General features: G+C 48.4%; 25 protein-coding genes. 7 read left to right on the forward strand and 18 right to left on the reverse strand.

Translation table 11 applies throughout. The annotated features are described in order from the left end of the window. Nucleotides 1–8 precede the first annotated feature (8 nt). The 3 genes from BR62_RS0110760 to BR62_RS0110770 are packed head-to-tail and all read right to left on the reverse strand — an operon-like array spanning nucleotide 9 to nucleotide 2,651. The gene (locus BR62_RS0110760) at nucleotides 9–767 is read right to left on the reverse strand and encodes an iron ABC transporter ATP-binding protein (RefSeq protein WP_032870810.1); all 759 of its coding nucleotides are present in this window, start codon (nucleotides 765–767) and stop codon (nucleotides 9–11) included. Further along, the gene (locus BR62_RS0110765; RefSeq protein WP_014416905.1) at nucleotides 761–1,708 is read right to left on the reverse strand and encodes an iron chelate uptake ABC transporter family permease subunit; all 948 of its coding nucleotides are present in this window, start codon (nucleotides 1,706–1,708) and stop codon (nucleotides 761–763) included. Before BR62_RS0110765 ends, BR62_RS0110760 begins: the two co-directional genes overlap by 7 nt. Next, a complete protein-coding gene (locus BR62_RS0110770; protein WP_015239156.1) occupies nucleotides 1,698–2,651 on the reverse strand; it encodes an ABC transporter permease in 954 nt (317 codons plus the stop codon). Before BR62_RS0110770 ends, BR62_RS0110765 begins: the two co-directional genes overlap by 11 nt. 413 nt (nucleotides 2,652–3,064) lie before the next feature. On the opposite strand from BR62_RS0110770, the gene BR62_RS0110775 reads away from it, so the two are divergent. Beyond that, entirely contained in the window at nucleotides 3,065–4,429 is a 1,365-nt protein-coding gene (locus BR62_RS0110775; protein ID WP_020955323.1) for an aspartate kinase, read from the forward strand. A gap of 79 nt (nucleotides 4,430–4,508) precedes the next feature. After that, nucleotides 4,509–4,619, forward strand: coding sequence for a YjcZ family sporulation protein (locus tag BR62_RS19210; RefSeq protein WP_369878517.1), 111 nt, complete (start codon nucleotides 4,509–4,511; stop codon nucleotides 4,617–4,619). A gap of 147 nt (nucleotides 4,620–4,766) precedes the next feature. On the opposite strand, the gene BR62_RS0110780 is transcribed toward BR62_RS19210, so the two are convergent. From BR62_RS0110780 to BR62_RS0110795, 4 genes are all read right to left on the reverse strand, one after another. After that, entirely contained in the window at nucleotides 4,767–4,886 is a 120-nt protein-coding gene (locus tag BR62_RS0110780) for a phosphatase RapC inhibitor PhrC (protein ID WP_003156334.1), read from the reverse strand. After that, entirely contained in the window at nucleotides 4,870–6,018 is a 1,149-nt protein-coding gene (locus tag BR62_RS0110785; RefSeq protein ID WP_007410270.1) for a Rap family tetratricopeptide repeat protein, read from the reverse strand. Before BR62_RS0110785 ends, BR62_RS0110780 begins: the two co-directional genes overlap by 17 nt. Before the next feature lie 152 nt (nucleotides 6,019–6,170). Next, nucleotides 6,171–7,604 (reverse strand): two-component system sensor histidine kinase YclK, encoded by a 1,434-nt coding sequence (locus tag BR62_RS0110790; RefSeq protein ID WP_197055953.1) that lies wholly within the window; start codon nucleotides 7,602–7,604, stop codon nucleotides 6,171–6,173. After that, complete coding sequence (locus BR62_RS0110795; RefSeq protein ID WP_007410267.1) at nucleotides 7,591–8,274, reverse strand: two-component system response regulator YclJ; 684 nt, start codon at nucleotides 8,272–8,274, stop codon at nucleotides 7,591–7,593. The genes BR62_RS0110790 and BR62_RS0110795 overlap by 14 nt, the downstream gene beginning before the upstream one ends. Before the next feature lie 212 nt (nucleotides 8,275–8,486). On the opposite strand from BR62_RS0110795, the gene BR62_RS0110800 reads away from it, so the two are divergent. Together BR62_RS0110800 and BR62_RS0110805 are read left to right on the forward strand one after the other, a co-directional pair. Further along, nucleotides 8,487–9,923 carry an ABC transporter permease gene (locus BR62_RS0110800; protein ID WP_032870816.1) on the forward strand — a complete coding sequence of 479 codons (1,437 nt, stop codon included), beginning with the start codon at nucleotides 8,487–8,489 and terminating at the stop codon, nucleotides 9,921–9,923. Between the two features lie 14 nt (nucleotides 9,924–9,937). Then, complete coding sequence (locus BR62_RS0110805; protein WP_032870818.1) at nucleotides 9,938–10,621, forward strand: ABC transporter ATP-binding protein; 684 nt, start codon at nucleotides 9,938–9,940, stop codon at nucleotides 10,619–10,621. Nucleotides 10,622–10,724: 103 nt separating this feature from the next. On the opposite strand, the gene BR62_RS0110810 is transcribed toward BR62_RS0110805, so the two are convergent. The 10 genes from BR62_RS0110810 to gerKA form a co-directional block, all read right to left on the reverse strand. Then, nucleotides 10,725–12,071: an MmgE/PrpD family protein gene (locus tag BR62_RS0110810; RefSeq protein ID WP_032870820.1), complete on the reverse strand. Its 1,347-nt coding sequence runs from the start codon at nucleotides 12,069–12,071 to the stop codon at nucleotides 10,725–10,727. After that, entirely contained in the window at nucleotides 12,068–13,219 is a 1,152-nt protein-coding gene (locus BR62_RS0110815; RefSeq protein WP_032870822.1) for a M20 peptidase aminoacylase family protein, read from the reverse strand. Before BR62_RS0110815 ends, BR62_RS0110810 begins: the two co-directional genes overlap by 4 nt. A gap of 17 nt (nucleotides 13,220–13,236) precedes the next feature. After that, nucleotides 13,237–13,986, reverse strand: coding sequence for an amino acid ABC transporter ATP-binding protein (locus BR62_RS0110820; protein ID WP_012116792.1), 750 nt, complete (start codon nucleotides 13,984–13,986; stop codon nucleotides 13,237–13,239). A gap of 13 nt (nucleotides 13,987–13,999) precedes the next feature. Next, entirely contained in the window at nucleotides 14,000–14,674 is a 675-nt protein-coding gene (locus BR62_RS0110825; RefSeq protein WP_007410261.1) for an amino acid ABC transporter permease, read from the reverse strand. Between the two features lie 22 nt (nucleotides 14,675–14,696). Further along, nucleotides 14,697–15,488: an amino acid ABC transporter substrate-binding protein gene (locus BR62_RS0110830; protein WP_012116791.1), complete on the reverse strand. Its 792-nt coding sequence runs from the start codon at nucleotides 15,486–15,488 to the stop codon at nucleotides 14,697–14,699. A gap of 28 nt (nucleotides 15,489–15,516) precedes the next feature. Further along, a complete protein-coding gene (locus BR62_RS0110835; protein ID WP_003156352.1) occupies nucleotides 15,517–16,008 on the reverse strand; it encodes a GNAT family N-acetyltransferase in 492 nt (163 codons plus the stop codon). Nucleotides 16,009–16,021: 13 nt separating this feature from the next. Then, nucleotides 16,022–17,347, reverse strand: coding sequence for an LLM class flavin-dependent oxidoreductase (locus BR62_RS0110840; RefSeq protein ID WP_029326230.1), 1,326 nt, complete (start codon nucleotides 17,345–17,347; stop codon nucleotides 16,022–16,024). A 168-nt stretch (nucleotides 17,348–17,515) separates the two neighbouring features. Further along, complete coding sequence (locus tag BR62_RS0110845) at nucleotides 17,516–18,634, reverse strand: GerAB/ArcD/ProY family transporter (protein WP_032870824.1); 1,119 nt, start codon at nucleotides 18,632–18,634, stop codon at nucleotides 17,516–17,518. 24 nt (nucleotides 18,635–18,658) lie between these two features. After that, on the reverse strand, nucleotides 18,659–19,885 hold the full coding sequence (locus tag BR62_RS0110850) for a Ger(x)C family spore germination protein (protein WP_020955315.1): 1,227 nt from the start codon (nucleotides 19,883–19,885) through the stop codon (nucleotides 18,659–18,661). Next, entirely contained in the window at nucleotides 19,872–21,512 is a 1,641-nt protein-coding gene (gerKA, locus tag BR62_RS0110855) for a spore germination protein GerKA (protein WP_007410255.1), read from the reverse strand. Before gerKA ends, BR62_RS0110850 begins: the two co-directional genes overlap by 14 nt. A gap of 121 nt (nucleotides 21,513–21,633) precedes the next feature. Here gerKA and BR62_RS0110860 point away from each other — a divergent pair, with 121 nt between their 5' ends. Next, on the forward strand, nucleotides 21,634–21,855 hold the full coding sequence (locus BR62_RS0110860; RefSeq protein ID WP_007410254.1) for a YczF family membrane protein: 222 nt from the start codon (nucleotides 21,634–21,636) through the stop codon (nucleotides 21,853–21,855). A 92-nt stretch (nucleotides 21,856–21,947) separates the two neighbouring features. Here BR62_RS0110860 and BR62_RS0110865 read toward each other — a convergent pair whose 3' ends face one another. Then, nucleotides 21,948–23,693: a right-handed parallel beta-helix repeat-containing protein gene (locus tag BR62_RS0110865; RefSeq protein ID WP_032870826.1), complete on the reverse strand. Its 1,746-nt coding sequence runs from the start codon at nucleotides 23,691–23,693 to the stop codon at nucleotides 21,948–21,950. Nucleotides 23,694–23,971: 278 nt separating this feature from the next. On the opposite strand from BR62_RS0110865, the gene BR62_RS0110870 reads away from it, so the two are divergent. Beyond that, nucleotides 23,972–25,450 carry a peptide MFS transporter gene (locus BR62_RS0110870; protein ID WP_007410252.1) on the forward strand — a complete coding sequence of 493 codons (1,479 nt, stop codon included), beginning with the start codon at nucleotides 23,972–23,974 and terminating at the stop codon, nucleotides 25,448–25,450. Nucleotides 25,451–25,569: 119 nt separating this feature from the next. Next, nucleotides 25,570–25,829 (forward strand): IS3 family transposase (locus BR62_RS0110875; protein WP_032870582.1); only part of this gene is annotated, 260 nt, incomplete at its 3' end.

The following is a 25,829-nucleotide window of genomic DNA, read 5'->3' on the forward strand; positions in this document are numbered from 1 at the left end:
TCTGGTTTTTAAGAAAAGTACACACCGATCCGCTGACTGTCAATCTCTTGAATCGGGATGGTCATATCATAAATATCTTCAAGCACGGAGGTTTCAATGATCTCCTCCGCCGGCCCTTCTTTGACGATCCGGCCGTTTTTCAGTGCAACGATATGGTCTGAATATACGGATGCGAAGTTGATATCGTGAATCACTACGACGACCGTTTTTCCGAAGTCTTCCACAAGCCGCTTCAACAGCTTCATCATTTCAACGGAATGCTTCATATCTAAATTGTTCAGCGGCTCATCGAGAAAAATATAGTCCGTATCCTGAGCGATGATCATCGCGATAAACGCCCTCTGACACTGGCCCCCGCTGAGCTGATCGAGATATTTATCCTTTAAGTCATCCAGCTTCATATAACTGAGTGCCTGGTTGATATGCACCCAATCTTCATCCATCAGTTTCCCCTGGGAATACGGAAATCTGCCGAAGCTGACCAGGTCTTTAATCGTCAGCCTGATATTGATTTGGTTCGTCTGCTTCAGGATGCTGATTTTTTTTGCCAGATCGTTGCTTTTACAGGCCCCGATCTCTTGCCCGTCGACCGTGATTTCCCCGGAATCCGTCTTAATCAGCCGGCTCATGATAGACAGCAGCGTGCTTTTTCCCGCGCCGTTCGGACCGATAAATGAGGTGAGCCTGCCCTTTTGAATGGATAGAGACGTTTTCTCAAGGACGGTTTTCCCTCCGTATTGTTTGCTTACATTTTTGACCTCTACCATGATTTATTCTCCTTTAACAGCAGATAGATAAAATAAATCCCGCCGGCAAAATTAATGATGACGCTCAGCGTCGTGGAAAACGTGAACACTTTCTCCACGACGAACTGGCCCCCGACGAGCGCGACGATGCTGATCAGGACAGAACCCGCGATTAAATACGTGTGCCTGTAGGTTTTTAAAAACTCTCTCGCCAGATTGACGACAAGCAGTCCTAAAAACATAATCGGCCCGACAAGAGCCGTAGAGACAGACACAAGAATGGCGACGACAATGAGCATCTGTTTCACAAGCTTATCGTAATCAATCCCCAGGTTGACGGCGTGCTCCCTGCCGAGCGACAGCACGTCAAAAAACCGCGTGAACCGCCAGACATAAATGCCCGTCAGAAGAAAGACAGCACCGGCAAACCATAAAAGATCGGTGTTGATATTGTTAAAGCTGGCAAACATTTTGTCCTGAACAACCTGGAACTCATTCGGATCAATCAGCATCTGCATAAAGGATGACAGACTGTTGAACAGCGTGCCGAACACGACGCCGACAAGCAGAAGGAAAAACACGTTCCGCCCCTCGCCTTTAAACATGAGCTGATACAAAACGAGGGACAAGAGCACCATCAGCCCGACGGAGATGACGAAATTAAGATTTTTGTTCATCATGACGATATTCATTGAACCGAACAGGAACACGATGACGGTCTGAATGAGCATATACAGGGAATCGAGGCCTAAAATGCCCGGTGTCAGTATGCGGTTATTTGTAATCGTCTGGAAGATGACCGTTGAAAACGCGATCGCTCCTCCGGTGAGCATCATGGCAAGCACTTTGAAGCATCGTCTCGGCAGGGAGTATTCCCAATTGCCCAGTCCGTAGAACAGGAAGAATCCGATACATATCATGGCGAGCGCCGCCAGCAGCGTAATTTTTTTATTATGACTCATATGCTTTTCTCCTTAACAGCATATACAGGAAGATGCCGCTGCCGATAACACCGACCATCAGGCCGATGGAAATTTCGTACGGGAAGATGATCACCCTTCCCAAAATGTCGCAAAACAGCACAAAAACAGCGCCCAGCAGAGCGGTGTGAGGCAGGCTGCTCCTCAGGTTGTCCCCTTTGTAAATCGACACCATATTGGGAATGATCAAACCGAGAAACGGCAGCATCCCGACGGTCAGGATCACCAGTGAAGCGATGAGCGACACGATAATCAGACCGATATTAACGACGCGTTTGTATTTCAGGCCGAGATTGACGGAAAAGCTCTCTCCCATTCCCGCCACCGTAAATTTATCTGCATACACATAAGCGATGATCACCAGCGGGATACTCAGATATAAAAGCTCATACCGGCCTTTGACGACCAGTGAGAAATCTCCCTGCAGCCATGATGACAGGTTTTGGATCAGATCGTATTTATATGCGATAAACGTGGCGATTGAGCTGACAATATTCCCAAGCATTAAACCGACGAGAGGAATAAAAATCGCATCATTGAACTTGATTCTCTCGAGGATTTTCATGAAAAGGAAATTCCCCGCCAACGCGAAAACGAAAGCGATAGACATTTTCACAAGCGGACTCGCTGACGTAAAAAGCATTAATGAAATCAAGATTCCGAGCCTTGCCCAGTCCATCGTCCCCGCAGTCGTCGGCGATACAAATTTATTCCGGCTGATCTGCTGCATGATTAATCCGCAGATGCTCAGGCTCATGCCGGCGATGATAATGCTCACCAAACGCGGCAGCCGGCTGTCAAACAATGTACCTGCCTGTTCTTTATTTAAATGAAAAATATCCAGCGGCGACAAATCTTCTACACCGATAAATATAGAAGTACACGCCAAAACCGCCAGTAGCAAAAGTAAGTAACGTAGCTTCATGCTGCCTCCCTGCACCCATCACAAACGGTATGACTGATTGCCAAACAACTCCCATATATCCCACTCGTAATGATTATCATTATCAACGACAATTATAATCTTATCATCTTTCCAAGCGCAGTCAATACAGTTTTGCTTTCAAAAGCGGTCATCCGCGGGCCGTACACTAAATTATCTTACAATCAGTCTATCAAGAATTTGCAGGATTTTCTATAACCTTCATTTGGCTGCTTATCATTTTTTGCACATGATGACACGCTTGAGGGAAACAAATCTGACAAACAGCGGCAAAATTCCTCCATGAAAATACAAATGTTCTCCCCACGTAGAAAAAATCCTTGATTTACATGTTTGAAAGAGAGATAATAAAAATTAAATTTGTGAGAAAATTTAAATATTAGGGGATGTAAATCATGAAAGTTGTAAAATTCGGAGGCAGCTCTCTTGCGTCAGGAGCCCAGCTTGAGAAAGTGTTTCAAATCGTGACGGCTGATCCCGCGCGGAAAGCCGTCGTCGTATCGGCACCGGGAAAACGCTTCTCGGACGATACAAAGGTGACGGATCTGTTAATCCGCTGTGCGGAGCATTATTTGCAAAAAGGTGCAGCGCCCGAGCTTGCCGAAACGGTCATTGAACGGTACGCCGCCATCGCGCGTGAGCTGAACCTGGATTTCTCTATTATAGAAAGAATCCGCAGTGACCTATTCGCTCTTTTAAACAGCTGTAAAACCAATCCCGAACAATATATGGATGCGGTGAAGGCGAGCGGCGAGGACAACAACGCGAAGCTGATCGCAGCCTACTTCCGACGGCAGGGCGTGAAAGCGGAATACGTAAGTCCGAAAGAAGCGGGGCTGTTTGTGACGAATGAACCCGGAAGCGCGCAGGTGCTCCCCGAGTCTTATGGTCATTTGTACCGTCTGAGAAACCGTGAAGGCTTGATCATTTTTCCGGGATTTTTCGGTTACACGAAGGAGCATGAGATTGTGACGTTTTCCCGGAGCGGTTCTGATATTACCGGCTCCATTCTCGCCAGCGGCTTAAAAGCCGACCTGTACGAAAACTTTACTGATGTGGACGCCGTCTATTCCGTCAACCCGTCAATCGTGCGGCATCCGAAAGAAATTAACGAACTGACGTATCGGGAAATGCGTGAGCTCTCCTATGCCGGATTTTCCGTTTTTCATGATGAAGCGCTGATTCCCGCATTTCGGGCCGGCATCCCCGTTCAGATTAAGAATACGAATAATCCGGATGCGAAAGGAACACGCGTCGTCAGCAGCCGTGACAATACGAACGGGCCAGTCATCGGCATCGCAAGCGACACGGGCTTTTGCAGCATTTACATAAGCAAATATTTAATGAACCGGGAAATCGGTTTCGGCCGCAAAGCCCTTCACATTTTGGAGGAAGAAGGATTGACGTATGAACACGTTCCATCCGGCATTGACGACATCACGATCATCCTTCGGCACAATCAGATGGACTCAGAACTGGAACACAGGCTCGTCACCCGTCTGAAGCAGGAACTTCAAGCAGATGAAGTCACAGTCAGGCACAATCTGGCGCTGATTATGGTCGTCGGGGAAGCGATGCGCCATAATGTCGGCACAACCGCCAGGGCATCCAAAGCACTGTCGGAAGCCGGCGTCAACATCGAGATGATTAATCAAGGGTCATCGGAAGTCAGCATGATGTTCGGAGTGAAAGAAGAACAGGAAAAACACGCGGTGCGGGCACTGTATGATGAATTTTTCGCCGGAGTCTTACTCTCATAGGACACCGCCTCTTTTTTCTCTTGTCCACTAATATCCCTTACAAAGCAGCTTCTTTTACATATTGTATGGTATAGACAATATGGAGGTGAAGCTCATGTCAGGATATTCTGGAGTCAGCTCTTTCGCTTTGATCGTTGTTTTATTTATCCTGTTGATTATTGTAGGTACTGCCTTCGTTGGCGGTTTCTAAACATCACTCCGTCTATATGAGGACGCTGCGGGTTTTGACCTGCGGCGTTTTCTTTTGTTTTCCGCCGCTGTCCAAGTCCGGCCGCGCAAAAAAGACTGCCGAGAACATTCTCGGGCAGTCTTTTCCTTTGTTCTGGTTATTTTCTCCTCACGTCATTCCTCTTTCAGCTACATGGAATTCAGCCTGATCTGTCTGGCCTGCACCTGTCACTGTAAAAATCGCGGCGGCTGCTAAACAAATAACAAACCATTTAGATTTCAATTTCATACAAACCCTCACTCCTTTGTATTTGTTTCCTTGCCTCTTCGACTTTCAGAAAATAGTCAGAAGAAATTTTAAAGCAATTTTGTTCATAGTAATATTTAGCTGCTTCTAGTGCTAAATCCTCTATATCGGCGTATAAATTTTTATCTTCCAGGTAACGGAAACACGCGCTGATTGTTTCCTCATCCGGTTTCGCCTGATACAGAGCCTGCAGCCATTCGAATTTTACCGTATAAACGGGATCGTCTGTTTCTTTAGCATATTCATATCCCCGCTTGTGATATTCCGACGCTTTTTCTTTTTTTCCGAGTTTAAAGTAAATGAGTGTGATTAGAAAATATGCTTGAGGAAGAGAATTGACGATTCTTTGTGATTCAAATGTATCGACCGCCCGTTCAAAGTACGGAATCGCTTCGCCGATGCGGTCCTGATTGTAGTAGCACAGTCCGAGGTTATACAGCGCCCTCCCGACAAGCTGCGCTTTTTGTTCTTTTTCGGCCATTTGCAGAGCGTGCTGAAAATGTTTGGCCGCCTGTTCAAAGCGCCTTTCATCCATTAAATTGACGCCGAATACAAAATGGCATTGAATGATCCGGACGTTATATGTGTCCTGCTCTACGTAAATTTCATAAGCGTTTTTTATATGTATCAAAGAAAAATACGTTTGTTTCATATGATAATAAGCTTCGGCCACTTTAAAATAAAACTCCGCCCGTTCCACGTGGTCCGATACGAAGGCCAGTTTTTTCTCAGCTTGTTTATAATATGTAATCGCTGAGATAAATTCTCTTTTATCAAATTCAAACATGCCTTTGAAAAAGTTGACGTAATAATCGAGAAGCCCTTTGAGGCCGGCCTGGCTGTTATCAATGTTATCAAGAATTTCCGACAGGGTCGGCTGGTCTTCTATCTTCAGTTTTTCCAGCGGCTCCAAGTAGTCCAGCATCAGCTGATGGCGAAATTCCATGAGGGAATAATAAAGCACTAAGTTCGAATCAGGCTCCATATGGTCAAGCTCTTGTTTGATCTCGGCCTTCAAGATCTCCGCATCCGGCACGCTGAATGTTCTGATGTATCGATACCACTCGTTAATTTTCTGCCCGACTGCTGAAGAAGGAATTAACCCGCTCTTCATTCCTTCACCCTCCCCATCCAAGACCTGTTTACCAGTTATTTTATCACGTTTCCGTCTCTTTCCATCCCGAAAAACACGCAAACTTTGTTTCGGCAGAGCGCAATTTTCCGAGTGGAGATAAAACAGACGGCGGCCAGACGGGACCGCCGGTTTCAAGATGATTCATTTTTCGTATTCAGCGGAAGGCGGATTGTAAAGGTCGTGCCTTTTCCTTTTTCGCTGTCAATATCTATCGTGCCCTTGTGCATTTCGACGAGCTGCCTGACGATGGAAAGGCCGAGTCCGTATTCGCCGTATGCCGTATTCGTCCGGGACACGTCCGCCTTATAAAACCGCTCCCATATATGCTCAATTTCCTCTTTGGAGATGCCGATCCCGGTGTCTTCGATTTCAATCACCGTTTCTTTATAGCCTTCATACCCGCGCAGCGTGATGTCTCCCTTTTGCGTAAATTGAATGCTGTTTTTCGTGATGTTGACGAGAATCTGGATCAGCCTGTCATAATCGGCGAACACTTTGACGCCATCCTCCACTTGAATCCGCAGCTGATTTTGCTTTTCCTCCGCCTGCTGATTGAGATGCTCTTTAATAATTTCAAACACCTCGATGAGCGGCAGACTGAGCTTGTCCAGTTTGATTTGCTGGGATCTGATTTTTTCATAATCCAGGTTTTCTTTCACGAGCCTGAGCATCCGCTTCGTTTCTTCGCTGATCAGCGAGAAGCATTTCTCTTTATCTTTTTCCGGGATGGTGTTGCTGTTAAGCCCCTCCACAAGTCCGTTAATGGTCGTCAAAGGCGTTCTCAGCTCATGGGAGACATCGGCGATAAATTGGCGCCTCCGTTTTTCGAGGCGGTCAATCTGCTCTCTCGATTGCTTCAGATTTTTGGCCATGGTGTTGAAATCAGACGCCAGCATGCCGATTTCATCGCCGCCGCTGTTCTTGAGCGAAATATCGTAATCACCGGATGCCACTTTTCCGGTCGCATCCCGCAATGTCTGAATCCGCTTGACGTGAAATTTAGATAAAAGCCAGCTCAGCAGAATCGTGATGATAAGGGTGCTGATGATCGCGTAAATCATATAGCGGTTGACCTGGCTGATCATCTGCTCGACCCCTCTGACGGGAGACACGAGCAGCACCGCGCCTTTAAATTGATCGTTGATAAAAAGCGGTTTTGCGACAAGCGATACTTCCAAGCCTTCCGTATTAAAACGGTTCATCTCCGCTCTGATCTGAACGGTTTTCCCTTGCTTCAGCATGTGCCACTCTTTACTTTTCAGCTTCTCGCGCGGCGGCATATCGTCAGGAAAAAAGTAAGGGCGCTGATGTTCATCAAAAATAATAAACCTGGTCTCGCGCGTTTTTAACATGTCCTGATACGGATACAGGCGGCGCAGATCAAGATCGCGGCCGTTCAGCTCACTAGTGATCTGCTGCGCGTAAGAAGACAGCTCATCCACTTTATTTTGATACGCAAAATCTTTCACAAAGTGCGAAAACAGGGAAATGATGATGAAAAAGGCCAAAATCAAAATGCTGACATGGCTGAACAGCAGCTGATATAAGTATTTAATCCTCATCAAATTTGTATCCTACCCCCCACACCGTGTATAAAAACGGTTTTTCCTCACTGGACAGTTTTTTGCGCAGCCGTTTAATATGAACATCAACCGTACGTTCATCGCCGTAAAATTGATAGCCCCACACCTGCTCAAGCAGCTGCTCTCTCGAAAAAACCTGGCGCGGGTTTTGTGCGAGATAAAAGAGCAGATCGAATTCCTTCGGCGTCAGATTCTCGACAGGTTTTCCGTGCAGAAACACTTCCCGCGTCTTCTTATTGATTGAAAAACACGCCGTTTCGATCAAGTCGTCGCTTTTTACGGCCTGCCCCGTCGCCCGGTATCTTCTGATCACCGCTTTAATCCGCGCTACTAGTGTCAGCGGACTGAACGGCTTGGTGACATAGTCGTCCGCCCCCATTTCAAACCCGATCACCTGATCAGACTCCGTGTCCTTTGCGGTCAGCATAATAATCGGCACACTGCTCGTCTCTCTTATTTTCCGGCAGATCGTCACTCCGTCCATTGATGGAAGCATAATGTCCAGAATGACCAAATCCCAGTCCTCTTCCGTGAAACGCTGATAGCCTTCCACTCCGTCATGGACAAATTCGGCTTCAAATCCTTCTTTAAAAAAGAACATTTCCGTCATGGTGCATACGCTTATATTGTCTTCTATCATTAATATCTTCATTGGTTCCTCCGCTTATCTTCACGCTTTTTCTTATAATAGCACCATTTTACCCGGGTGTTTTCGGGTTTCACAATTGTTAGTTTTTATTTCATCACCCGGAAATAGTTTGTTCATATTTTTTTCATACATTTCTCCTACTATATACATATCGGATGGCCGGTGCTAAAGAAGGCCGGTTTTACAAGATCTGACACCCACACGGAGGAACAGACATGAACTTTATAAAAAGAGCCTTTTGGAGCATGAAGGCAAAAAAGGGAAAAACATTTTTGCAGCTGGTTGTGTTTTCAGTGATTTGCATTTTTGTCCTGTCCGGTCTTACGATCCAGTCAGCGGCAAAGAAATCAAGCGAACTGGCAAGGCAGCAGCTCGGCGGGAGCGTCACACTCCAGGCTGACCGCCAAAAGCAAATGGCGCAGCAGCAAAAAGACGGTGAAAAGAGGACGTTTGAATCAACGCCGATTTCCGTCTCAGATGCCAAGAAGCTTACATCTTTACAGCATGTTAAAAATTACAACTTCCTCACGACAGCGTCAGCAAATGCAGAAAGCTTTGATGCGATAAAAAGCTCAGGCGAATCAGCCGATAACAGTTCCGGCGCCGGCCGTTTTCAAGGCGGCGGAAGACAGATGATTTCAGCGGATATCTCGATCGAAGGCGTGCTCTCTACGGCATTGCTTGATGATTTCACAGGCGGGAGCTCAAAAATCACTGACGGCCGCGCCATCACAAAAACAGATGCGGACGCAAAAGTCGCCGTGATTAATGAAACGCTGGCAGATCAAAACAAGCTGAAGGTCGGCGGCTCCATTACCGTTTCCTCAGCAGCGGATGATTCTAAGAAAACGAAGCTTAAAATTGTGGGAATCTATAAAACAACATCATCAGGAGACGATCAGGCACAGCATTTTTTATTCTTAAATCCTGACAATAAAATCTATACGCCTTACACCGCCGCGGCGGCGTTAAAAGGGTCTGATAACAAAAACAAAATCAGCTCAGCCGTTTATTATATGGATGATGCCAAATATATTGACTCATTCGTTGCGGCTGCGAAAAAAACATCTATAGATGATAAAACCTACGCGCTGACGACAAATGATCAGGTGTATCAGCAAATGGCCGGCCCGATTGAAAATGTCGCGTCATTTTCTAAAAACGTGGTATACCTTGTATCCATCGCGGGCGCGGTCATTCTCGGGTTGATCGTGATGATGTCGATCAGGGAACGCAAGTATGAAATGGGTGTCTTGATGGCGATCGGCGAAAAGCGCTGGAAGCTCATCGGACAATTCTTAACGGAAATTCTGGTTGTCGCCGTTATTGCCATCGGGATCGCATCCGTCACGGGCAGCCTTGTGGCGAATCAGCTCGGAAATCAGCTTCTTTCCCAGCAGGTCAGCTCAGCCAATGATTCACAGCAGCAAACAAGCGGCTGGGGCGGCGGAGAAATGCCGCGGGGAGGCGGCTTGTTCGGTCAGCATTCATCCGGCGCGGATGTCATCAGTACAATGCAGGTAAACGTCTCACTGAATGACCTTCTGATTCTTGGCGGGATCGGCGTCGCAATTGCCGTCATCGCCACATTACTGCCGTCTGTATCAGTCATGCGGCTTCACCCTAAAACGATCCTGACCAAGCAGGAGTAAGAGGAGGCAGCATAATGAGCCTATTAACCTTTCAACAGACCGGCTACTGGTACCAAGACAAATCACAGCCGCTGTTTCAGGATATAACAATCAGCTTTGAAAAAGGGAAGTTTTATACAATTGTCGGCGCCTCCGGAACGGGGAAAACAACGTTTCTGTCTCTGGCGGGCGGCCTTGACACACCTAAAGAGGGAAGCATCCTTTATAACGGAAAAGACATCTCCAAAATCGGATTAACCAAATTCAGAAATCAATATGTCTCTATCGTCTTTCAATCTTATCATCTGATCCCGTATATGACGGCGCTCCAGAATGTCACAACGGCGATGGAGATCACCGGCTCTAAGGAGAACAACAAAGATGCGTTCGCGCTCAGCATGCTGAAAAAAGTCGGCATCACCGAACAGCAGGCCCGTCAGCGGGTGCTGACATTAAGCGGCGGACAGCAGCAGCGCGTTTCAATTGCGCGGGCTTTCTGCTGTAACACGGATTTGATTTACGCGGACGAGCCGACGGGAAATCTCGACGAGGATACGTCAAAGGAAATCGTCCGGCTCTTTCAGGATCTGGCGCATAAAGACGGCAAATGCGTCATCATGGTTACGCACGACGAACAAATTGCCAAAGTTTCGGATATCAACATCCGCTTATCAAGAGGAAGTTTCACGGTTAAAGAAAACGGCACGGCCGTTTCCTGATACCGCGCCCCTGCCAGCGCAGACAGGGGCGCACCCTATATCCCCCTATTCAATAGAAGTGAACGTAAAAAGAGCGAGGGCTGCATCCCCCCGCTCTTTTTATTTATATCAGCTGTAAATAACGGTCCATATTTGATTGTCCGGCTGCTTTGATCAATTCTTCCGCCTTTTTCTCTTCTCCCGGCAAAGCGAGCCGGAGTTTGTCTTCAATGTCTTTTTCAGAAAGACCGTTTCCCGGCGCTCCCTTCGGACAGTCGATACGTGTTTCATAGACATGACCGCCGGAAGCCGTGACCCGTACAATTGTAAAACGGCCCTTCGGAACGGCGTTGTCAGCCGGCTGAATTTGATCATCGCAGCTGCGGTGAATCCGCTCAAATCCTTTTTGAAGGGATTCCGGAATCGGCTCGGATGTGAAATGTTCAACTGAAAAATCCTTACCGTGCAAAGCTAAGGTGATCACATATTCCACGCTGAATCTTCCCGCTTCGCCTGTTTTCGGACGCCGTTCTGTCAATGCAGCGTCACCGCCCGGCGGATAAATCACGTCGATCCGTTCCGTTTGGCCGAAAGTGAGACCATGTTCGGCCTTCAGCTTGAGAATGGCGTCCGCCGCATGATGAGCCGCCGAGCAAAACGGATAAACCTTAAACCAAAGTCCCGGGCTCACAATCCGCCAAGGTTTTCCCCACCCGTTTACAAGCAGGGTTTCTGCCCGTTCAAGATCGCCGTACAGTCCGAAAAAACCTTTCTCCCCGTCGAGCGCATGAACTGAGCCGCCGAAACCGGCCTTTGCAAGCTGCACGGCGAACAATCCGGCTTGAGCGGCCAGTCCGGCGTGGAGCGGCTTCATTTCTGTCCCGAATTGCACTCTCATGCCTCCGGAACGGGCAGCCGCAAACCCGATTGCTTTCTGCAATTGGGTTTGATTCAGATTCTCCGCGAATCCGACGGCGCATGCGGCCGCAATGGCACCTAACGTTCCTGTATTGTGCCAGCCTTTCTCGTAATGATGCCTTCCAGCTGACTCGCCGAGCCGCGCCATCACTTCAATTCCCGTCACATAAGCAACGAGAAAGCGGCTTTTGTCTATCCGGCCGGCTGATGCCGCTGCAATCAAAGCCGGGAGGATGACTGCGCTCGGATGTCCTCTTACATCAGAATGAACATCGTCAAAATCAAGCGCATGTGCGATGAATCCGTTAATGAGCGCGGATTGGGACGGCGTGGTTTTTTGATTTCTACCGATAAGCGGCGCTATCGGCACCCCGCCTTCTTCTTCGGCCAGTTTTACCAGCTTTTCAACTCCTTTATCCCGTCTCCCCGCAAAAGCTGCCGCTGTAAAATCAAGCAGTCCTTTGCGCGCTTCTTTCATCGCTTCAGCAGATGTTTCCGGCACAGACGACATGACGGCCTGAGCAAGTCCGGCCGTCAGATTTTCCGTATTCATTCCGTCTGCTCCAATACATTGACGGCAAGCCGGGCGAAAAACTCAGCCGCTGCCGGGAGCGCTTTTTCGTCGAGTGTGAAGGCGGGATGGTGCCATTCTTCTGTTCCGTTTGTTCCCATCCAGACGAAAAAGCCGGGGATTTTTTCTTGATATAACGCGAAGTCTTCCCCGCCGGGCGACTGTTCTGCCCGAACGGTCTGAAGCCCGAGGCTTTCAGCCGTTTGTTCCGCCGCCTGTATGAAACGGGCGTCGTTCATCACTGACGGAAGGTAAGGATACCAGCGGAATTCGGCTTCTGCCCCGAACCCGGCCGCGATTCCTTCGGCAACCCGCTTCATATGTTTCGGAACAGCGTCACGCGCTTCCTTTTGAAACGTCCGGACGGTGCCTTCCATTTCAACATGGTCCGGGATGACATTCCAAGAGCTGCCGCCTTGAACTCTTGTGATGCTGACGACAGCATTATAAAGCGAGCTGATATTTCTGCTGACAACTGATTGCAGGCCGCCGATGATCTGTCCTGCCGCCTGAATCGGATCAATGCTGTTATCAGGGATTCCGGCGTGGCCGCCTTTTCCTTTAACAGTGATTTCAAAGCGGTCGACACTCGCCATCAGCGGGCCTTCTTTCAGACCGACCGTGCCGACGGGGAGGTCAGGTTTGTTATGCATGCCGAATATCGCCGATACACCGTCAAGCGCGCCGGCTTCAATGACCTGTCTTGCTCCGGCGGCGATTTCTTCCGCGGGCTGAAAAATAAACCGCACCGTTCCTTTCAGCTCATGCTTTCTCTCATTTAATAAAAAAGCCGTGCCGAGGATAGATGCCGTATGGAAATCATGGCCGCAGGCGTGCATCACGCCGCTGTTGCGCGAAGCAAACGGAAGGTTTGTTTTCTCTTCGATCGGCAATGCGTCGATGTCCGCTCTGACGGCGATGACGGGGCCGCTTTTGTCTCCTTTGATTTCAGCGATCACTCCGGTTTGAAGTTTCGGCATATCAAGAACCGTAATTCCTTCTTCCTCCAGCCAGCGGCGGATTTTATTCGTCGTTTCGTATTCCTCGCCTGACAGCTCAGGGTGTTCATGAAGGTCGCGGCGGATATTGATTAAACGTTTGTTTAATGATTCATACGTTTCATTTGCCATTTCTTCTTCTTCCCTTCTTAGACAAGTTCGGCGGGCTCTCCCACTTGCTTAATGAATTTTTTCGTCCGTTCGTTCTGCGGATTGTCAAACAGCTCTTCCGGCGTTCCCTGTTCGATGATGCGTCCGTCCGCCATAAATATGACCTTGTCGGCCACTTCACGCGCAAAAGCCATCTCATGCGTGACGATGATCATGGTTGTCTGTTTTTCGGCAATTGATTTGATGACTTGGAGCACCCCGGCTACAAGCTCAGGGTCAAGGGCCGAAGTCGGTTCATCCAGTAAAATCGCGTGAGGATCAACGGCCAAGGCACGCGCAATCCCGATCCGCTGCTGCTGTCCGCCTGACATCGTAATCGGGTAGCTGTCAGCTTTGTGTTCTAAACCGACTTGCCGCAGCAGATCCATACCGATCTGTTCCGCTTCTTTTCTCGGTTTCTTTTGCGCGGTGATCAGCGCCTCTGTCACATTTTGCAGGGCGGTTTTGTTTTTGAACAGGTTGTAATTCTGAAACACCATCGCCGTCTGCTGGCGAAGCTTATGAACGTCTTTGCGCGAATAGGACGCTGCATTCAGCTTTGCATCACCGATTTCAATGATGCCGTCATCCGGGCGCTCCAGCAGATTCAAACAACGGAGGAGCGTTGATTTTCCCGAGCCTGACGGGCCGATGATGGCCGTGACTTCGCCGCTTTTGATCTCAAGATCGATCCCGTCAAGTACGGTAAGGTCTTTAAATGCTTTTCGAATATGTCTGACTTGTATCATCCTGAGCCTCCTCCTATGTGCGATAAGGCTTGCTGATCGCCCGTTCGAGCAGATCCTGCAGCACACTGTAAATAATCGTAAGAATCCAGTACATGACCGCGACGGCTAAATACGTCTCAAAATATTTGAGGTTGCCTGATGCATACATTTTTCCTTGGGCGAACATTTCCATCACTCCTAATGTAAAGGCGAGCGATGTTTCTTTTAACAGGCCGATAAACGTATTTCCCGTCGCGGGAAGCGCGTTTCTGACGGCTTGCGGGAAAATGATCCGCCTGTACGCCTGGGATTTTGTCATTCCGACAGACAGACAGGCTTCAAGCTGCCCCTCATCGACTGAGTTGAGCGCCGCGCGGAAGATTTCAGCCAAGTAGGCGGCATTCTTCAGGCTTAACCCGATAATCGCCGCAGTTAACGCCGTCATCTTGCTCATTCCGGGAAACAGCTGAGGCAGGCCGTAATAAATTAAGAAAAGCTGGACGAGCGTCGGCACGCCCCGGAAAAATGAAATATACACCTTTGACAGCTGGTGAAGCACAGGAACACGATTTTTTGTGATAAGCGCTAATATAAGGCCGCCGATCACGGCAAATACCATGGCCGCGACGGCCATTAGTAATGTGATCGGCAAGGCTTCGATTAACGCGGGAAAAGCTGAAAACATAAATCCCCAATCAATGCTGTTCATTCTCGATTTTCACCGCCGTTTCTTAATGCTTTGCTTCTGTTGTGATATCTTCTTTAAAGTACTTTTCAGACAGCTTTTTCAGCGTGCCGTCTTTTCGCAGGTCTTCAATGGCTTTGTTTACTTTTTTGCGGATTTTATCGTGAGCCGCATCTTTCGCAAACGGGAAAGCGACTTTTTCATAGACAATCGGGTCTCCTGCTAATTTCAGAGGCAGACCGGTCTTTTTGATCTGGGCGATCAGGACGCTGCGGCTGTTTACATAAGCGTCAACCCGTCCGTAAGCCACGTCTTTCAGCGTGCCTTCTTGTGTTTCATACGTTTTCATGTTGATTTTTTTATCCGGGTCCTTGCTCTCAAGGTTTTTCGCGTGGTTTGAGCCCAGAACGGCCGCCACTGTTTTTCCTTTTAGATCGTTGACTGATTTGATGTCTTTGTTATCGTTTTTGACGACGATTTGAGTGCCCGCATACGAATACGGTTCTGTGAAGTTATACGTTTTCTTGCGTTCGTCCGTGACAGCGACCTGGTTAGAGATGGTGTCGAGTTTGCCGGTCTGGAGCTCTCCCATCAGACCGCTGAATTCAAGCAGCTTCCAGTCCAGTTTCATGTTGATTTTTTTCGCAACGGCTTCCATGACATCCACGTCAAAGCCGGTCAGCTTGCCGTTTTCTTTATATGCGAACGGATAGCTTTGTCCCGTGGCGCCGACATGCAGTACGTTATCGCCGCCTTCGCTTTCTTTTCCGTTTCCGCATGCTGATAAGACCGCCAAAAGCGCGGCAGACAGCAGCAAAGCCCATGTTTTCTTCTTCATTAAAATCCCGCCTTTTCCTATTAATATGTTAATCCTGCAATTGTTTTTTTAAATAGATGGTGATGTGCCCTTTTCCTAGATCCTTTTCGCCTGCACGGACGTAGCCTTTTCGCTCGTACATGCCGATCAGCCACGGATGCTTGTCCGCTGTGCCCAGTGACACGAAAGGCGCTTTTAATGTGTCGCGGAGCACTGTATTCTCCAGCCACTCCAGCATGTCTGAGCCCGTCCCTTTTTTTCCGGTTTCAGGATCGACGGCAAACCACCAAATATGTGGAACACCGTACGGCCCGGGATTCGGCCCCCACGGCATCCGCAGAGAAATCGTCGCCAGAATCCGGCCGTCTTCCTCCAAAACGTAACAGGCGTTTTTTTGTATGTTATTCAAAACGAGTTCTTTATCCGCCGTGGCAGCGGCAAAGTTGATGCCGAGCTTGCGGATCGGTTCATACGCCCGCAGTGTCAGTGAAAGCAGCTCATCAGCGTCTGCCTCCGTTGCGAGCCGGTATTGTCTTGACATGATGAGCCCTCCTTTAGTCGGCATATCGGTTTGCCGGTTTTTCCAGTCCGAAATGTTCTCTGAGCGTCGTTCCTTCATACTCTTTTCTGAACACGCCCCGTTCTTGTAAAATCGGAATCACTTTGTCTACAAAAAGAGTGAGACCTTCAGGCAAAAGCGGCGGCATGATGTTGAAACCGTCACAAGCTTGTTTTCCGACCCATTCTTCCATCTTATCGGCAAGCTGTTCTGGCGTTCCGACAAAGATATGATGGCCTCTTGAACCCGCCACATATTTGTACAGCTCGCGGATGGTCATGTTATCGCGTTTGGCCATCTCCTGAACGAGCTTGAAGCGGCTTTTAACGGCATTCGACGCATCCGCATCCAATTCAGGCAGCGGGCCGTCAAGCGGGCAGGCGGAAAGATCGACGCCGCCCAGATAGTTTTGCAGAATGTTCAGGCCGACAGACGGAATGATGAGGTCTTGGAGCTCTTCATATTTTGCCTGCGCTTCTTCTTCGGTATCGGCGATAACGGGAAAAATTCCCGGCATGATCGCGATTTTTTCAGGATCACGGCCGAAAGAAGCCGCTTGTTCTTTAATAGATTGATAGAATTCCTGCGCGGACTCCAAATGATTTTGCGCGGTGAAAATGACCTCCGCCGTTTTGGCGGCCAGCGCTTTTCCGTCTCCTGATGATCCGGCCTGAATAATGACCGGGCGCCCTTGAGGTGTGCGGGCGACATTTAACGGCCCTCTCACGGAGAAATATGTTCCTTTATGGTTCAATTCATGCATTTTGTCTTTATCGAAAAATGCTCCTGATTCTTTGTCACGGATAAAGGCGTCTTCCTCCCACGAATCCCATAATCCTTTGACGACTTCAACGAATTCTTCCGCGCGCTGATATCTGAGATGGTGCTCAAGATGCTTTTCGCCGCTGAAATTAAGCGCGGTCGATTCAATCGAAGATGTGACGACATTCCAGCCCGCGCGGCCGTTGGAAAGATGGTCAAGCGATGCAAATTGTCTCGCGATATGGAACGGTTCGCTGTATGTGGTAGACGCGGTCGCCGTCAGACCGATGCGGGATGTGACCTGAGCGAGCGCCGACAGCAGCGTAAACGGCTCAAAGCGCGTCAGCACATTCGGGTGTGATTTGCCGTCTATTGATAAACTGTCCGCCAAAAACAGCATGTCCAATTTCCCCCGCTCAGCCGTTTTCGCCAGTTCTTTGAAATAATCCAAATTCATGCTCGCGTCCGCCGGTGCCTGAGGATGTCTCCAAGAAGCGACATGATGGCCGGTACCCGCGAGAAACACACCGAGTTTGATTTCTTTTTTCTTTGTCATGATGGATCTCCTTCTATTCTGAAATACGGTTCGGAACATATTAACATGATTAAACCTATATTTCCTAGTAATTTTATAAGAATAAATCAAAATGTACAATTGTCACGCAAGTTTGTCAATGCATTAAGACAAAAATCATGATTTTTAAAATAACCCGGCGCACCGGCCGGGTTATTTCTTCGAAACTGTATAGACGGTCCCTTTGATCTTTTTCTTAATAACGGCAATGATAAGCAGCAAAACGGGGAACAGCACTTGAAACGGAAGATGAATATAGGTCGGCACAACTTTTAAGCCTTCATTCATGTGTTCCGAAAAATTGCTTGCGATGCTGATGGAGAGAATCAGCACCCCCAATCCGACCGGGAAGGCCAGCTGGGACGGATTTTTTTCTTTAAAAAGCGTGGACACGCCCACGACAACCGCATATGTAAAAAGGCTGACTTTGAAAAAACCGCCGATGACGAGCACGAGCATGAAAAAGACATCCAGCCGGTCTAAAAACTCTTCCACTTTAATTGTCTGTATGGTGCTCAGCAGCGGAAATTGAGAGCGGAGCATTAAGTTGACGTCCAGCACACAAATATTAATCGCCACTGACATCGCCAAAAACAGGCCGCTGATGATAATCGCCAGAAATCCGGTTTTCCGCACCTTTTTCCGATCCTTTAAGTAAGGAAAAATCATGACAAACACGATTAATTCACCGAACGGGATGAACATCGTCTGTTTAAACACGGAATAAATGACCGTTCCTGCACCCTCCGCTAAAACGGGCTGGAGAAATCTGAGGTTTATCGTGCCTGAGCTGATAATGAGGATCAGCCCGACGGCTGTCAGGAAATACATAATGCCAAACAGCAGCTCGCCGGCTCTCGCTATCACTTCAATTCCCTTTCTGACCGCAAATATCGCGGCGATCATCAGCATGGCATTCACAATTAAAAGCGGCGTATCTTGGTAGGCGAAGGTGACAAGCATTTCGCCAAAATCCCGCAATACGCGGGCGGCGATATAAGCAAAATAGAGAATATAAAGAAGGGAGGCCGCCCAGCTCAGATGTCTGCCGATCAGTTCGTTCATGTAATCTCTCGGAGAAGACTCAGGAAAAAATTGATACAGCGCCTGATAAACGTAGAAAAGTCCGAGACCGGTAACGCACCCGAGAAGCACGGACAGCCACGCATCCCGCCCGGCCATCGTGCCCGGCGGGATCAATAACGAACTGCCCAATTCAAACAAAATGATCATAATAAACAGCTGACGCGTGCCGATTTTCGCATTTTCCATACGCTTCGCTCCTTTCTCCTCAAATCAATCATGCTCAAGCTTGTCTGAGAGAGGATTATTCCGCAAGCCCGTTCTTCTGATAATGACTTCCGTTTTGACATCTACGGGGAGATTGGGGAAATATTCTTCATCCCACTTCCCTTTGAACTTTTTCCATTTGTCCGGATGCTTCCGATAGATCAGGTCTCCGAAGCCGACGAAGTCATTCTTATGGGCTTTTATATCTTCAATCGATTTGGTGATATCTTTCTCAAGCTGCACACTGAGCGCCTTTTGCATCGTCATCAGCACTTGCGGATCAGACAGATGGAAAGGGTATCTGACAGCGTCCACCAGCCCTTCGACCTGAGCATGCACGTGAATATGCGGTTTTCCGTTCGGAAAAGTGGCCGTCACCTTTGTATTCTGGCGGGTGACCTGCAGACTGATTGCATGCTTCACGTTCTTCCAATCCGCATTGATGAACGTATGCTTGATCCTATTGAGCAGCCATACAGCCCCCACACTGTCGTCATCCTCAATCCAGTAATCCAGCCTCCCATCCTTTTTGAACACCGCCAGTCCGTCCGCTGACAGCACTGCTTTCGGTTCAGTTGTCTGCGTATTTTCCATCGTAGGACCGGCTTTATCGTCTCCGTGCATTTCATAACCCGGAATAAACGGCGACCCGGCCGGAGAAGCGAGATCAATCAGAACGTCCTGAAGGCTGGTTTTAATGACTCTGCCGTATTGTTCCTGCGTGAAGCTGAGCGTCTTGTTCACTTTATTGGAAGGGATTTTATCAATCGGCGTCAGCACTTTAATAATGTCTTCAGCCTTGCAATTATGCGCGATCACAACAGTTGCGGTCGTCCTGAATTCGGTGTCGCGGTCAAGATTGTCCAGAATAAAACTGAGCCCTTCCTCTTTCGCCAGTTTTTCACTGAACACCACGAGATTCGTATGCGCAAAATAGAGCCTTCTGGACACTTTCATCGAGCCTTTTCTCAAAGCTTCCGTCATATTGTCTCCGGACACCGAATAGACGGAAACCGGAGGCCGGTCTCCCGCTCCGCCGCCCTGCAGACCGCCGGCCACGTTTCCAGGATTGATAATTTGCAAGTGAAGGACGTATTTTCCCGTTTCGGTCCGGTCAATACCGATGGCGGAGATCACCGCTAAATCGGTCAGCTCCCTTTTATCCCAGCATCCGGATACAAACATAAGGGAAACCATCGTACAAAGGATAAGCATCCATTTACGTCTTTTCATTACCGTCGCCCTCTTCTACATCTTTATTAACCATTCCTCTGGATGTCTCCGGTTTCGGTCTTTGATGTTCCCCTTGGCGCCTGTTGTTTTCCTGCACGAGCAGTCCCGGCCTTTTTTCATCCGCCCATAACGGAGCTCGGAGGAGGGAATCTTTCAGCCCGCCCGGGGTTAAAGGAGCGAGCGGGGACATATACGGAAATCCGAATGAACGCAGGCCGCACAGATGGACAAACATCATGATAATGCCCAGAATCAGCCCGTAAAATCCCATGACCGCCGCCGACAGAATAAAGAGAAACCGGATCAGCCGCGCAGATATCGCCATGTCAAAAGCCGGGGTCGCAAAGCTGGCAATCGCCGTCAGGGCGACGACGATAACCATGGCTGGGGAAACAATGCCGGCCTGTACGGCGGCCTGGCCGATGACAAGCGCTCCGACTATGGAAACGGCGGAGCCGACAACTCTCGGAAGCCGGACACCCGCCTCCCTGAGAATCTCAAAGGCCACTTCCATCGTCAGCGCTTCAATCACGGCCGGGAACGGCACCGTCTCCCGCTGAGCCGCGATGACAATCAGCAGCTGCGTCGGAATCATTTCCTGGTGAAAGGTCGTCGCCGCCACATAAATCCCCGGCGCCACCAGTGAAATGAAGAAGATCAAAACCCGCAGCACCCTGATGCTAGTGGCGATATCAAATCGTGAATAATAATCCTCAACAGATTGAAAAAATTGAATAAATAAGGCCGGCGCGATGAGAACGAACGGCGTTCCGTCCACGATAATCGCAAATCGTCCTTCCAGCAGATTCCCCGCCACAACGTCCGGCCGCTCCGTATGATATACGGTGGGAAACACAGAAAACGGCGCGTCTTCAATGAGCTGTTCAATGTAGCCGGATTCCAGAATGCTGTCGATGTCAATGTGCTTCAGCCGCTTGCGGACTTCCTTAATCAGCTTTTTATCGCAAATTCCGTTAATATACATCAGCGCGACATCCGTATTCGTTTCGTGTCCGATCTCCATTTTTTCAACCCATACATCAGGCGTTTTTACATACCTGCGGATCATGGAAATATTGGTTTGCAGAGATTCGGTGAATCCCTGCCGCGGGCCGCGGAAAGAGACCTGGGTGCTCGGCTCTTGAATGGACCGATGCTCTCCCCCTTCCGTGCTGGCGATCAGCGCCTTGTCAGCCCCGTCGACAAAAATGAGCGTGCTGCCCGCCACCAGCCCGGCATAAAGACTTTTCCATTTTTCTTCCTCTTTCACCCCGCCGATCGCAAGCGTTTTATCGTATATCAGGCAGACCGCTTGTTCCGGCTGAACGGACGGGATGTCGATTAAATCCTCCAGAAGGGATTGACTGACGAGCTGTTCGTCTACCAAACCGGCGATATACACAATTGCGGCCGGAAGCTCTTCTTTTCCGATTTTCAGCCGGCGGATGACGACATCGGCACTGTTGCCGAACCTCCCAGACAGCTTCTTCATATTTTGCTTTAAGCTGAGGGAGATCGGCTCATCCCGCTCTTTGTCCGGCTGGCTGTCCGCTTCTTTTCTGCCTTCATTGTCACGGTCGTTTTGATCGGCTTTTTTTTGTTTCTTCTGCTTAAAAAATGGCGGCATATCGCAAAAAACCTTTCCTCGTTTTTTTCATATTCTTCCTGTACGGCAAAAGATTATGCACGGCGGAAAGTCTGTATAAGTTCTGCGTAATCGAAAAGGATAAAAAGGGAGAGTGATGCGCATGAAAATATTAGGGGTTTCATTTTTTTTGCTGGCTGCCTGTCTGATCATTTCAGTAACGATAGATATGCTGCAAGGTTTCAGTTTCTATGGAGCGGTCCAAAACAACCTGTCCGCTTTTAAATTGACCACCTTCTCAGAATGGCTGATGCTGTTTTTATTCGCCCTCTTTTTAATCAGAGAAATGATCGTTTTATATAAATCAGGTAAAAAAGATGCCTGACAGGCGCACGGCTGTATTGTGTCAAAAAAGAACACATCCCTCCTTCTTTCGGAGTTCATGTGTTCTTTTTATTTTTCCGATGCAGATTGTTTTCAGATGACGATATTTCCGCTGTCCGTATCTGTCGCGTGTTTCACAATGACGCCTTTGATAATGCGGTTGCCGATGATTTTAGTACTTGCGGAGGAATTGGTTTGGATGGCGGAAGCAGAAGCGGCGGAAAGGTTGTTAATGGTATTTCCCGACACGAGAGAATTTGAGGATCCGTTCAGATAGATGCCGATCGGGCTGCCCGCCGTTCGGTTGATCGTGAGCGTATTGTCTATGACTTCATGCGTGCCTGAATTCAGATACACGGTAACGATAAGCGGTGATGATTCAAAACGGTTGCTGATGACAGAGGTTCCCGAGGATGTTGAACTGAAAATGGGATAGTTTTTGTAGCTTTTGAAGAGATTTCCCTTGATGACAGCCCTGGCGTCATTTGTCACAGATACGGCATAGGACTCCGCGGCGCCCTGATACGCATTCGGAATGAGCGTATTTCCTTCAATAACGGCATTTCCGCCTGTGACCCATATGCCCCGGCTGAACGATTTCAGCACATTTTGTTTCACGATGATACTGCCGGCCGACATGGTGATTCCGTCTGTCACCTGATTCAGAGTGTTATTCGTAAAGACGGCGTTTTCGGACAGCGTCGCCCGCATCCCCGTGCTTCGTCTGGTTTCGGAACGTCCGTTTTCAATGACATTGCCGTCAACGGTTACATCTTCTGCCTGATAGACGGAAATGCCCGTATTTTCAAATTGATTGATTTTGTTATGGGTGACGAGGACGCTTTTTCCCCTTACATCTATTCCGGTGGAAAAACCGGTAATCAGATTGTTGGAAATGACGGCATTGCTGCTGTCCTGTCCTTGTGACACACCTTGTCCGGCGATTGCGGTCCTTGAACCTCCGTCTGACCGAAAGAAGACATTCCCTGAAATGACGGTATGTGCCCCATACCCGTAGCTGATCGTGTTATCGGAATGATTTCCTTCAATTAACACATTATATCCGTTAAAATTGGTGACTGAGCTTGCGGCGTTTCCGGAAAAGAAGTTGTTGCGGACTGTAATATGAAGAGCTTCTTCATAATCTATATCGCCTTCTCCGTACGATTCAATATCGATTCCGAATTTCGGAGCCGTTCCGTTCCCTTGCCCGGCGTCTTCAATCACACATTCTTCCACCGTAACGGTATTGCAGCCGGTGATTGAAATGTTGTTTCGCCTTGACTGCCTGATCTCACAGCGGCGGATGGTCACCTGTTCTGAAGTTTCGTAATCACTGTTTGTTTTTAACCCGAGCGGGCTGACAATAATGCCGTCTCCCGTAAAATCCGAAATCTTCACATTTTCGATCAGCACATTGCTGCTGCCTTCAATACAGATTCCAAACCCCCATTCATGGGTCGAACGCAAAGGGACATTGGTATACGTGTGTTCATCCCGTTCGCCGATGATCCGGCCGCCGGTGATGGTGACATTTTCCCGCCTGCCTATATAGAAAGCCGAGTAGCCCCAGGAGCTGTTCGGCGCCACTTTAATCGTGCATTCCGGATCTAAAACGATGGTGAGATGGCTCGGCACGTTAATCCCGGCGTTCCGAAACGGCTGGCTGCTGTCCCCGCCAAGCGTGCCGTTGATTTTATAGGTTCCCGGCGGAAAAAACACCGTATGACAGCCTTCGCTGACGGCCTTGGCCAAGCATTGGTTGATGGCGCCCGTCACATCGGTTTTTCCGTCTGCCGCCACACCGCAATCCGTAATATCCAATATACGATTCGGCAAGTGATAATCTCCTCCTTCCTCTCTTATTGTCATCTTATTCCGCCATATCCCGCTCCGCCTGTACATACTTTAAATTTTATTAAAAAAGTTTATAAAGATAGTTTAGTTAGATAATATAACAAAATAAGTCATTGGAATTAGGGAAATTCGTCTATATTCAACGTTTTAATATCTTTTCATTCTGGAATTTTTTGAATTCAGTATAAATTATATTGACACAAGTATTATATAAGAATATGATTTTTGTAATACACTTTTTTAAGAAAGGGTTGGCTCAGGTGGCATCTATTGATAAGGACTCTATAACAGAAACTGTGCCGCAACGAGGCTTTTTCGGTCATCCCCGCGGCTTGTTTACACTGTTTTTCACCGAATTTTGGGAGCGTTTCTCCTACTATGGTATGAGAGCCATATTGCTTTACTATTTATACACGGAAGTCGCTCATGGCGGTCTCGGCTTTGATAAAACGACCGCAGTTGCCATCATGTCCATATACGGATCTCTCGTATACATGTCGAGCGTCATCGGCGGATGGCTGGCCGACCGGGTATTCGGCACGGCAAACACCGTATTTTACGGCGGAATTTTAATTATGTTCGGGCACATCGCTCTTGCCTTCCCTGGCAGCACGGCAGCGTTTTTTACCAGCATGGCTCTGATCATTATCGGAACCGGCCTGCTTAAACCAAACGTATCCAGCGTTGTCGGAGATTTATATACGAAGGAAGACGAGCGCCGCGACTCAGGTTTCAGCATCTTTTACATGGGGATCAACCTCGGCGGATTGCTTGCGCCGCTAATTGTCGGAACACTCGGACAGAAGTACAACTACCACTTAGGCTTCGGATGCGCCGCGGCCGGTATGTTCCTCGGACTGATTGTTTTCGCTCTTACGAGAAAGAAATACCTCGGCAAAGCAGGCTCCAATGTACCGAATCCGATTTCTAAATCATCAGTGATCGGCACGGGAATCGGAGTGGTCATCGCAGCAGCCGTTATTATCGTTCTGATTCAAACCGGCTGGCTGACGATCCAGCGTGTGATTGACACCGTCAGTATCCTCGGCATTGTCATTCCGGTTATTTACTTTATCGTGATGTTCACGAGCAAAAAAGCGACGAAAACGGAAAAATCACGGCTTGCGGCTTATGTTCCGCTGTTTATTGCAGCGGCAATGTTCTGGGCGATTCAGGAGCAGGGCGCGACGATTCTTGCTTTATATGCGGATCAGCGCACGAGACTTTCCTTTGCAGGCATGCATCTTGAGTCTTCATGGTTCCAGTCTCTGAACCCGTTATTCATCGTTATTTTCGCGCCGGTGTTCGCCTGGATCTGGATGAAGCTCGGCAAACGCCAGCCTTCAACACCGATTAAATTCGCGATCGGCATTATCCTTGCCGGATTATCATTTTTAGTCATGGTGCTTCCGGTTATGGGCGGAAGCGGCGAGCTTGTGAGCCCGCTTTGGCTTGTGCTCAGCTTCCTTTTGGTTGTGCTTGGTGAGCTTTGCCTTTCACCGGTCGGTTTATCCGTCACAACAAAACTTGCGCCTGCCGCTTTCTCAGCGCAGACGATGAGTATGTGGTTTTTAACAAACGCCTGCGGTCAAGCCCTGAACGCAAAAGTAGTCGGTTTGTTTGATAAGATTTCTGAAGCGGCCTACTTCGGCTCAATCGGTCTTGTTTCGATCATTCTCGGTATTATTTTGATTCTTCTGTCTCCCGTTATTAAACGAGCGATGAAAGGCGTTCAATAACAGATAAAGAAAAGCCTGCGGAATCGGGACTGACCCCATAAGATGAGACAAATAAAAACACCTTCAAGTTTGAATACGGATGATTGTTATCCGAAATTAGACTTGGAGGTGTTTTTTCTATGGGGACAAGAGTGAGTTATCCGGTTGAAGTGAAACAGAAGGCTGTAGAAATGAGATTGGCAGGCGTACCTATGAAAGAGATCCTGCAGGAGTTGAATATTAAGAATAAGACACAGGTTCAGACATGGGTTAGATGGTATAAGGCTGGTGATACACATCGATTCGAACAGCCTGTTGGAAAGCAATACACTTACGGAAAAGGTCCGGAGTATTCTTCCGATTTAGAGAAACTGCAGGCAGAGATTCGTTACCTGAGACA

It is taken from the genome of Bacillus sp. UNC69MF (genome assembly GCF_000746035.1).
Taxonomy (GTDB): domain Bacteria; phylum Bacillota; class Bacilli; order Bacillales; family Bacillaceae; genus Bacillus; species Bacillus velezensis.

Excerpts from the sequence above, each read along its gene's own strand:
- BR62_RS0110830 (WP_012116791.1), bottom strand. The coding sequence starts at position 15,488 with ATGAAGAAGAAAACATGGGCTTTGCTGCTGTCTGCCGCGCTTTTGGCG.
- BR62_RS0110835 (WP_003156352.1), bottom strand. The coding sequence starts at position 16,008 with ATGTCAAGACAATACCGGCTCGCAACGGAGGCAGACGCTGATGAGCTG.
- BR62_RS0110860 (WP_007410254.1), top strand. The coding sequence starts at position 21,634 with ATGAAAATATTAGGGGTTTCATTTTTTTTGCTGGCTGCCTGTCTGATC.
- BR62_RS0110820 (WP_012116792.1), bottom strand. The coding sequence starts at position 13,986 with ATGATACAAGTCAGACATATTCGAAAAGCATTTAAAGACCTTACCGTA.
- BR62_RS0110780 (WP_003156334.1), bottom strand. The coding sequence starts at position 4,886 with ATGAAATTGAAATCTAAATGGTTTGTTATTTGTTTAGCAGCCGCCGCG.
- BR62_RS0110775 (WP_020955323.1), top strand. The coding sequence starts at position 3,065 with ATGAAAGTTGTAAAATTCGGAGGCAGCTCTCTTGCGTCAGGAGCCCAG.
- BR62_RS0110800 (WP_032870816.1), top strand. The coding sequence starts at position 8,487 with ATGAACTTTATAAAAAGAGCCTTTTGGAGCATGAAGGCAAAAAAGGGA.
- BR62_RS0110810 (WP_032870820.1), bottom strand. The coding sequence starts at position 12,071 with ATGAATACGGAAAATCTGACGGCCGGACTTGCTCAGGCCGTCATGTCG.
- BR62_RS0110785 (WP_007410270.1), bottom strand. The coding sequence starts at position 6,018 with ATGAAGAGCGGGTTAATTCCTTCTTCAGCAGTCGGGCAGAAAATTAAC.
- BR62_RS0110850 (WP_020955315.1), bottom strand. The coding sequence starts at position 19,885 with ATGAAAAGACGTAAATGGATGCTTATCCTTTGTACGATGGTTTCCCTT.
- BR62_RS0110765 (WP_014416905.1), bottom strand. The coding sequence starts at position 1,708 with ATGAGTCATAATAAAAAAATTACGCTGCTGGCGGCGCTCGCCATGATA.
- BR62_RS0110825 (WP_007410261.1), bottom strand. The coding sequence starts at position 14,674 with ATGAACAGCATTGATTGGGGATTTATGTTTTCAGCTTTTCCCGCGTTA.
- BR62_RS0110805 (WP_032870818.1), top strand. The coding sequence starts at position 9,938 with ATGAGCCTATTAACCTTTCAACAGACCGGCTACTGGTACCAAGACAAA.
- BR62_RS0110815 (WP_032870822.1), bottom strand. The coding sequence starts at position 13,219 with ATGGCAAATGAAACGTATGAATCATTAAACAAACGTTTAATCAATATC.
- BR62_RS0110760 (WP_032870810.1), bottom strand. The coding sequence starts at position 767 with ATGGTAGAGGTCAAAAATGTAAGCAAACAATACGGAGGGAAAACCGTC.
- BR62_RS0110845 (WP_032870824.1), bottom strand. The coding sequence starts at position 18,634 with ATGGAAAATGCGAAAATCGGCACGCGTCAGCTGTTTATTATGATCATT.
- BR62_RS0110770 (WP_015239156.1), bottom strand. The coding sequence starts at position 2,651 with ATGAAGCTACGTTACTTACTTTTGCTACTGGCGGTTTTGGCGTGTACT.
- BR62_RS0110795 (WP_007410267.1), bottom strand. The coding sequence starts at position 8,274 with ATGAAGATATTAATGATAGAAGACAATATAAGCGTATGCACCATGACG.
- gerKA (WP_007410255.1), bottom strand. The coding sequence starts at position 21,512 with ATGCCGCCATTTTTTAAGCAGAAGAAACAAAAAAAAGCCGATCAAAAC.
- BR62_RS19210 (WP_369878517.1), top strand. The coding sequence starts at position 4,509 with ATGGAGGTGAAGCTCATGTCAGGATATTCTGGAGTCAGCTCTTTCGCT.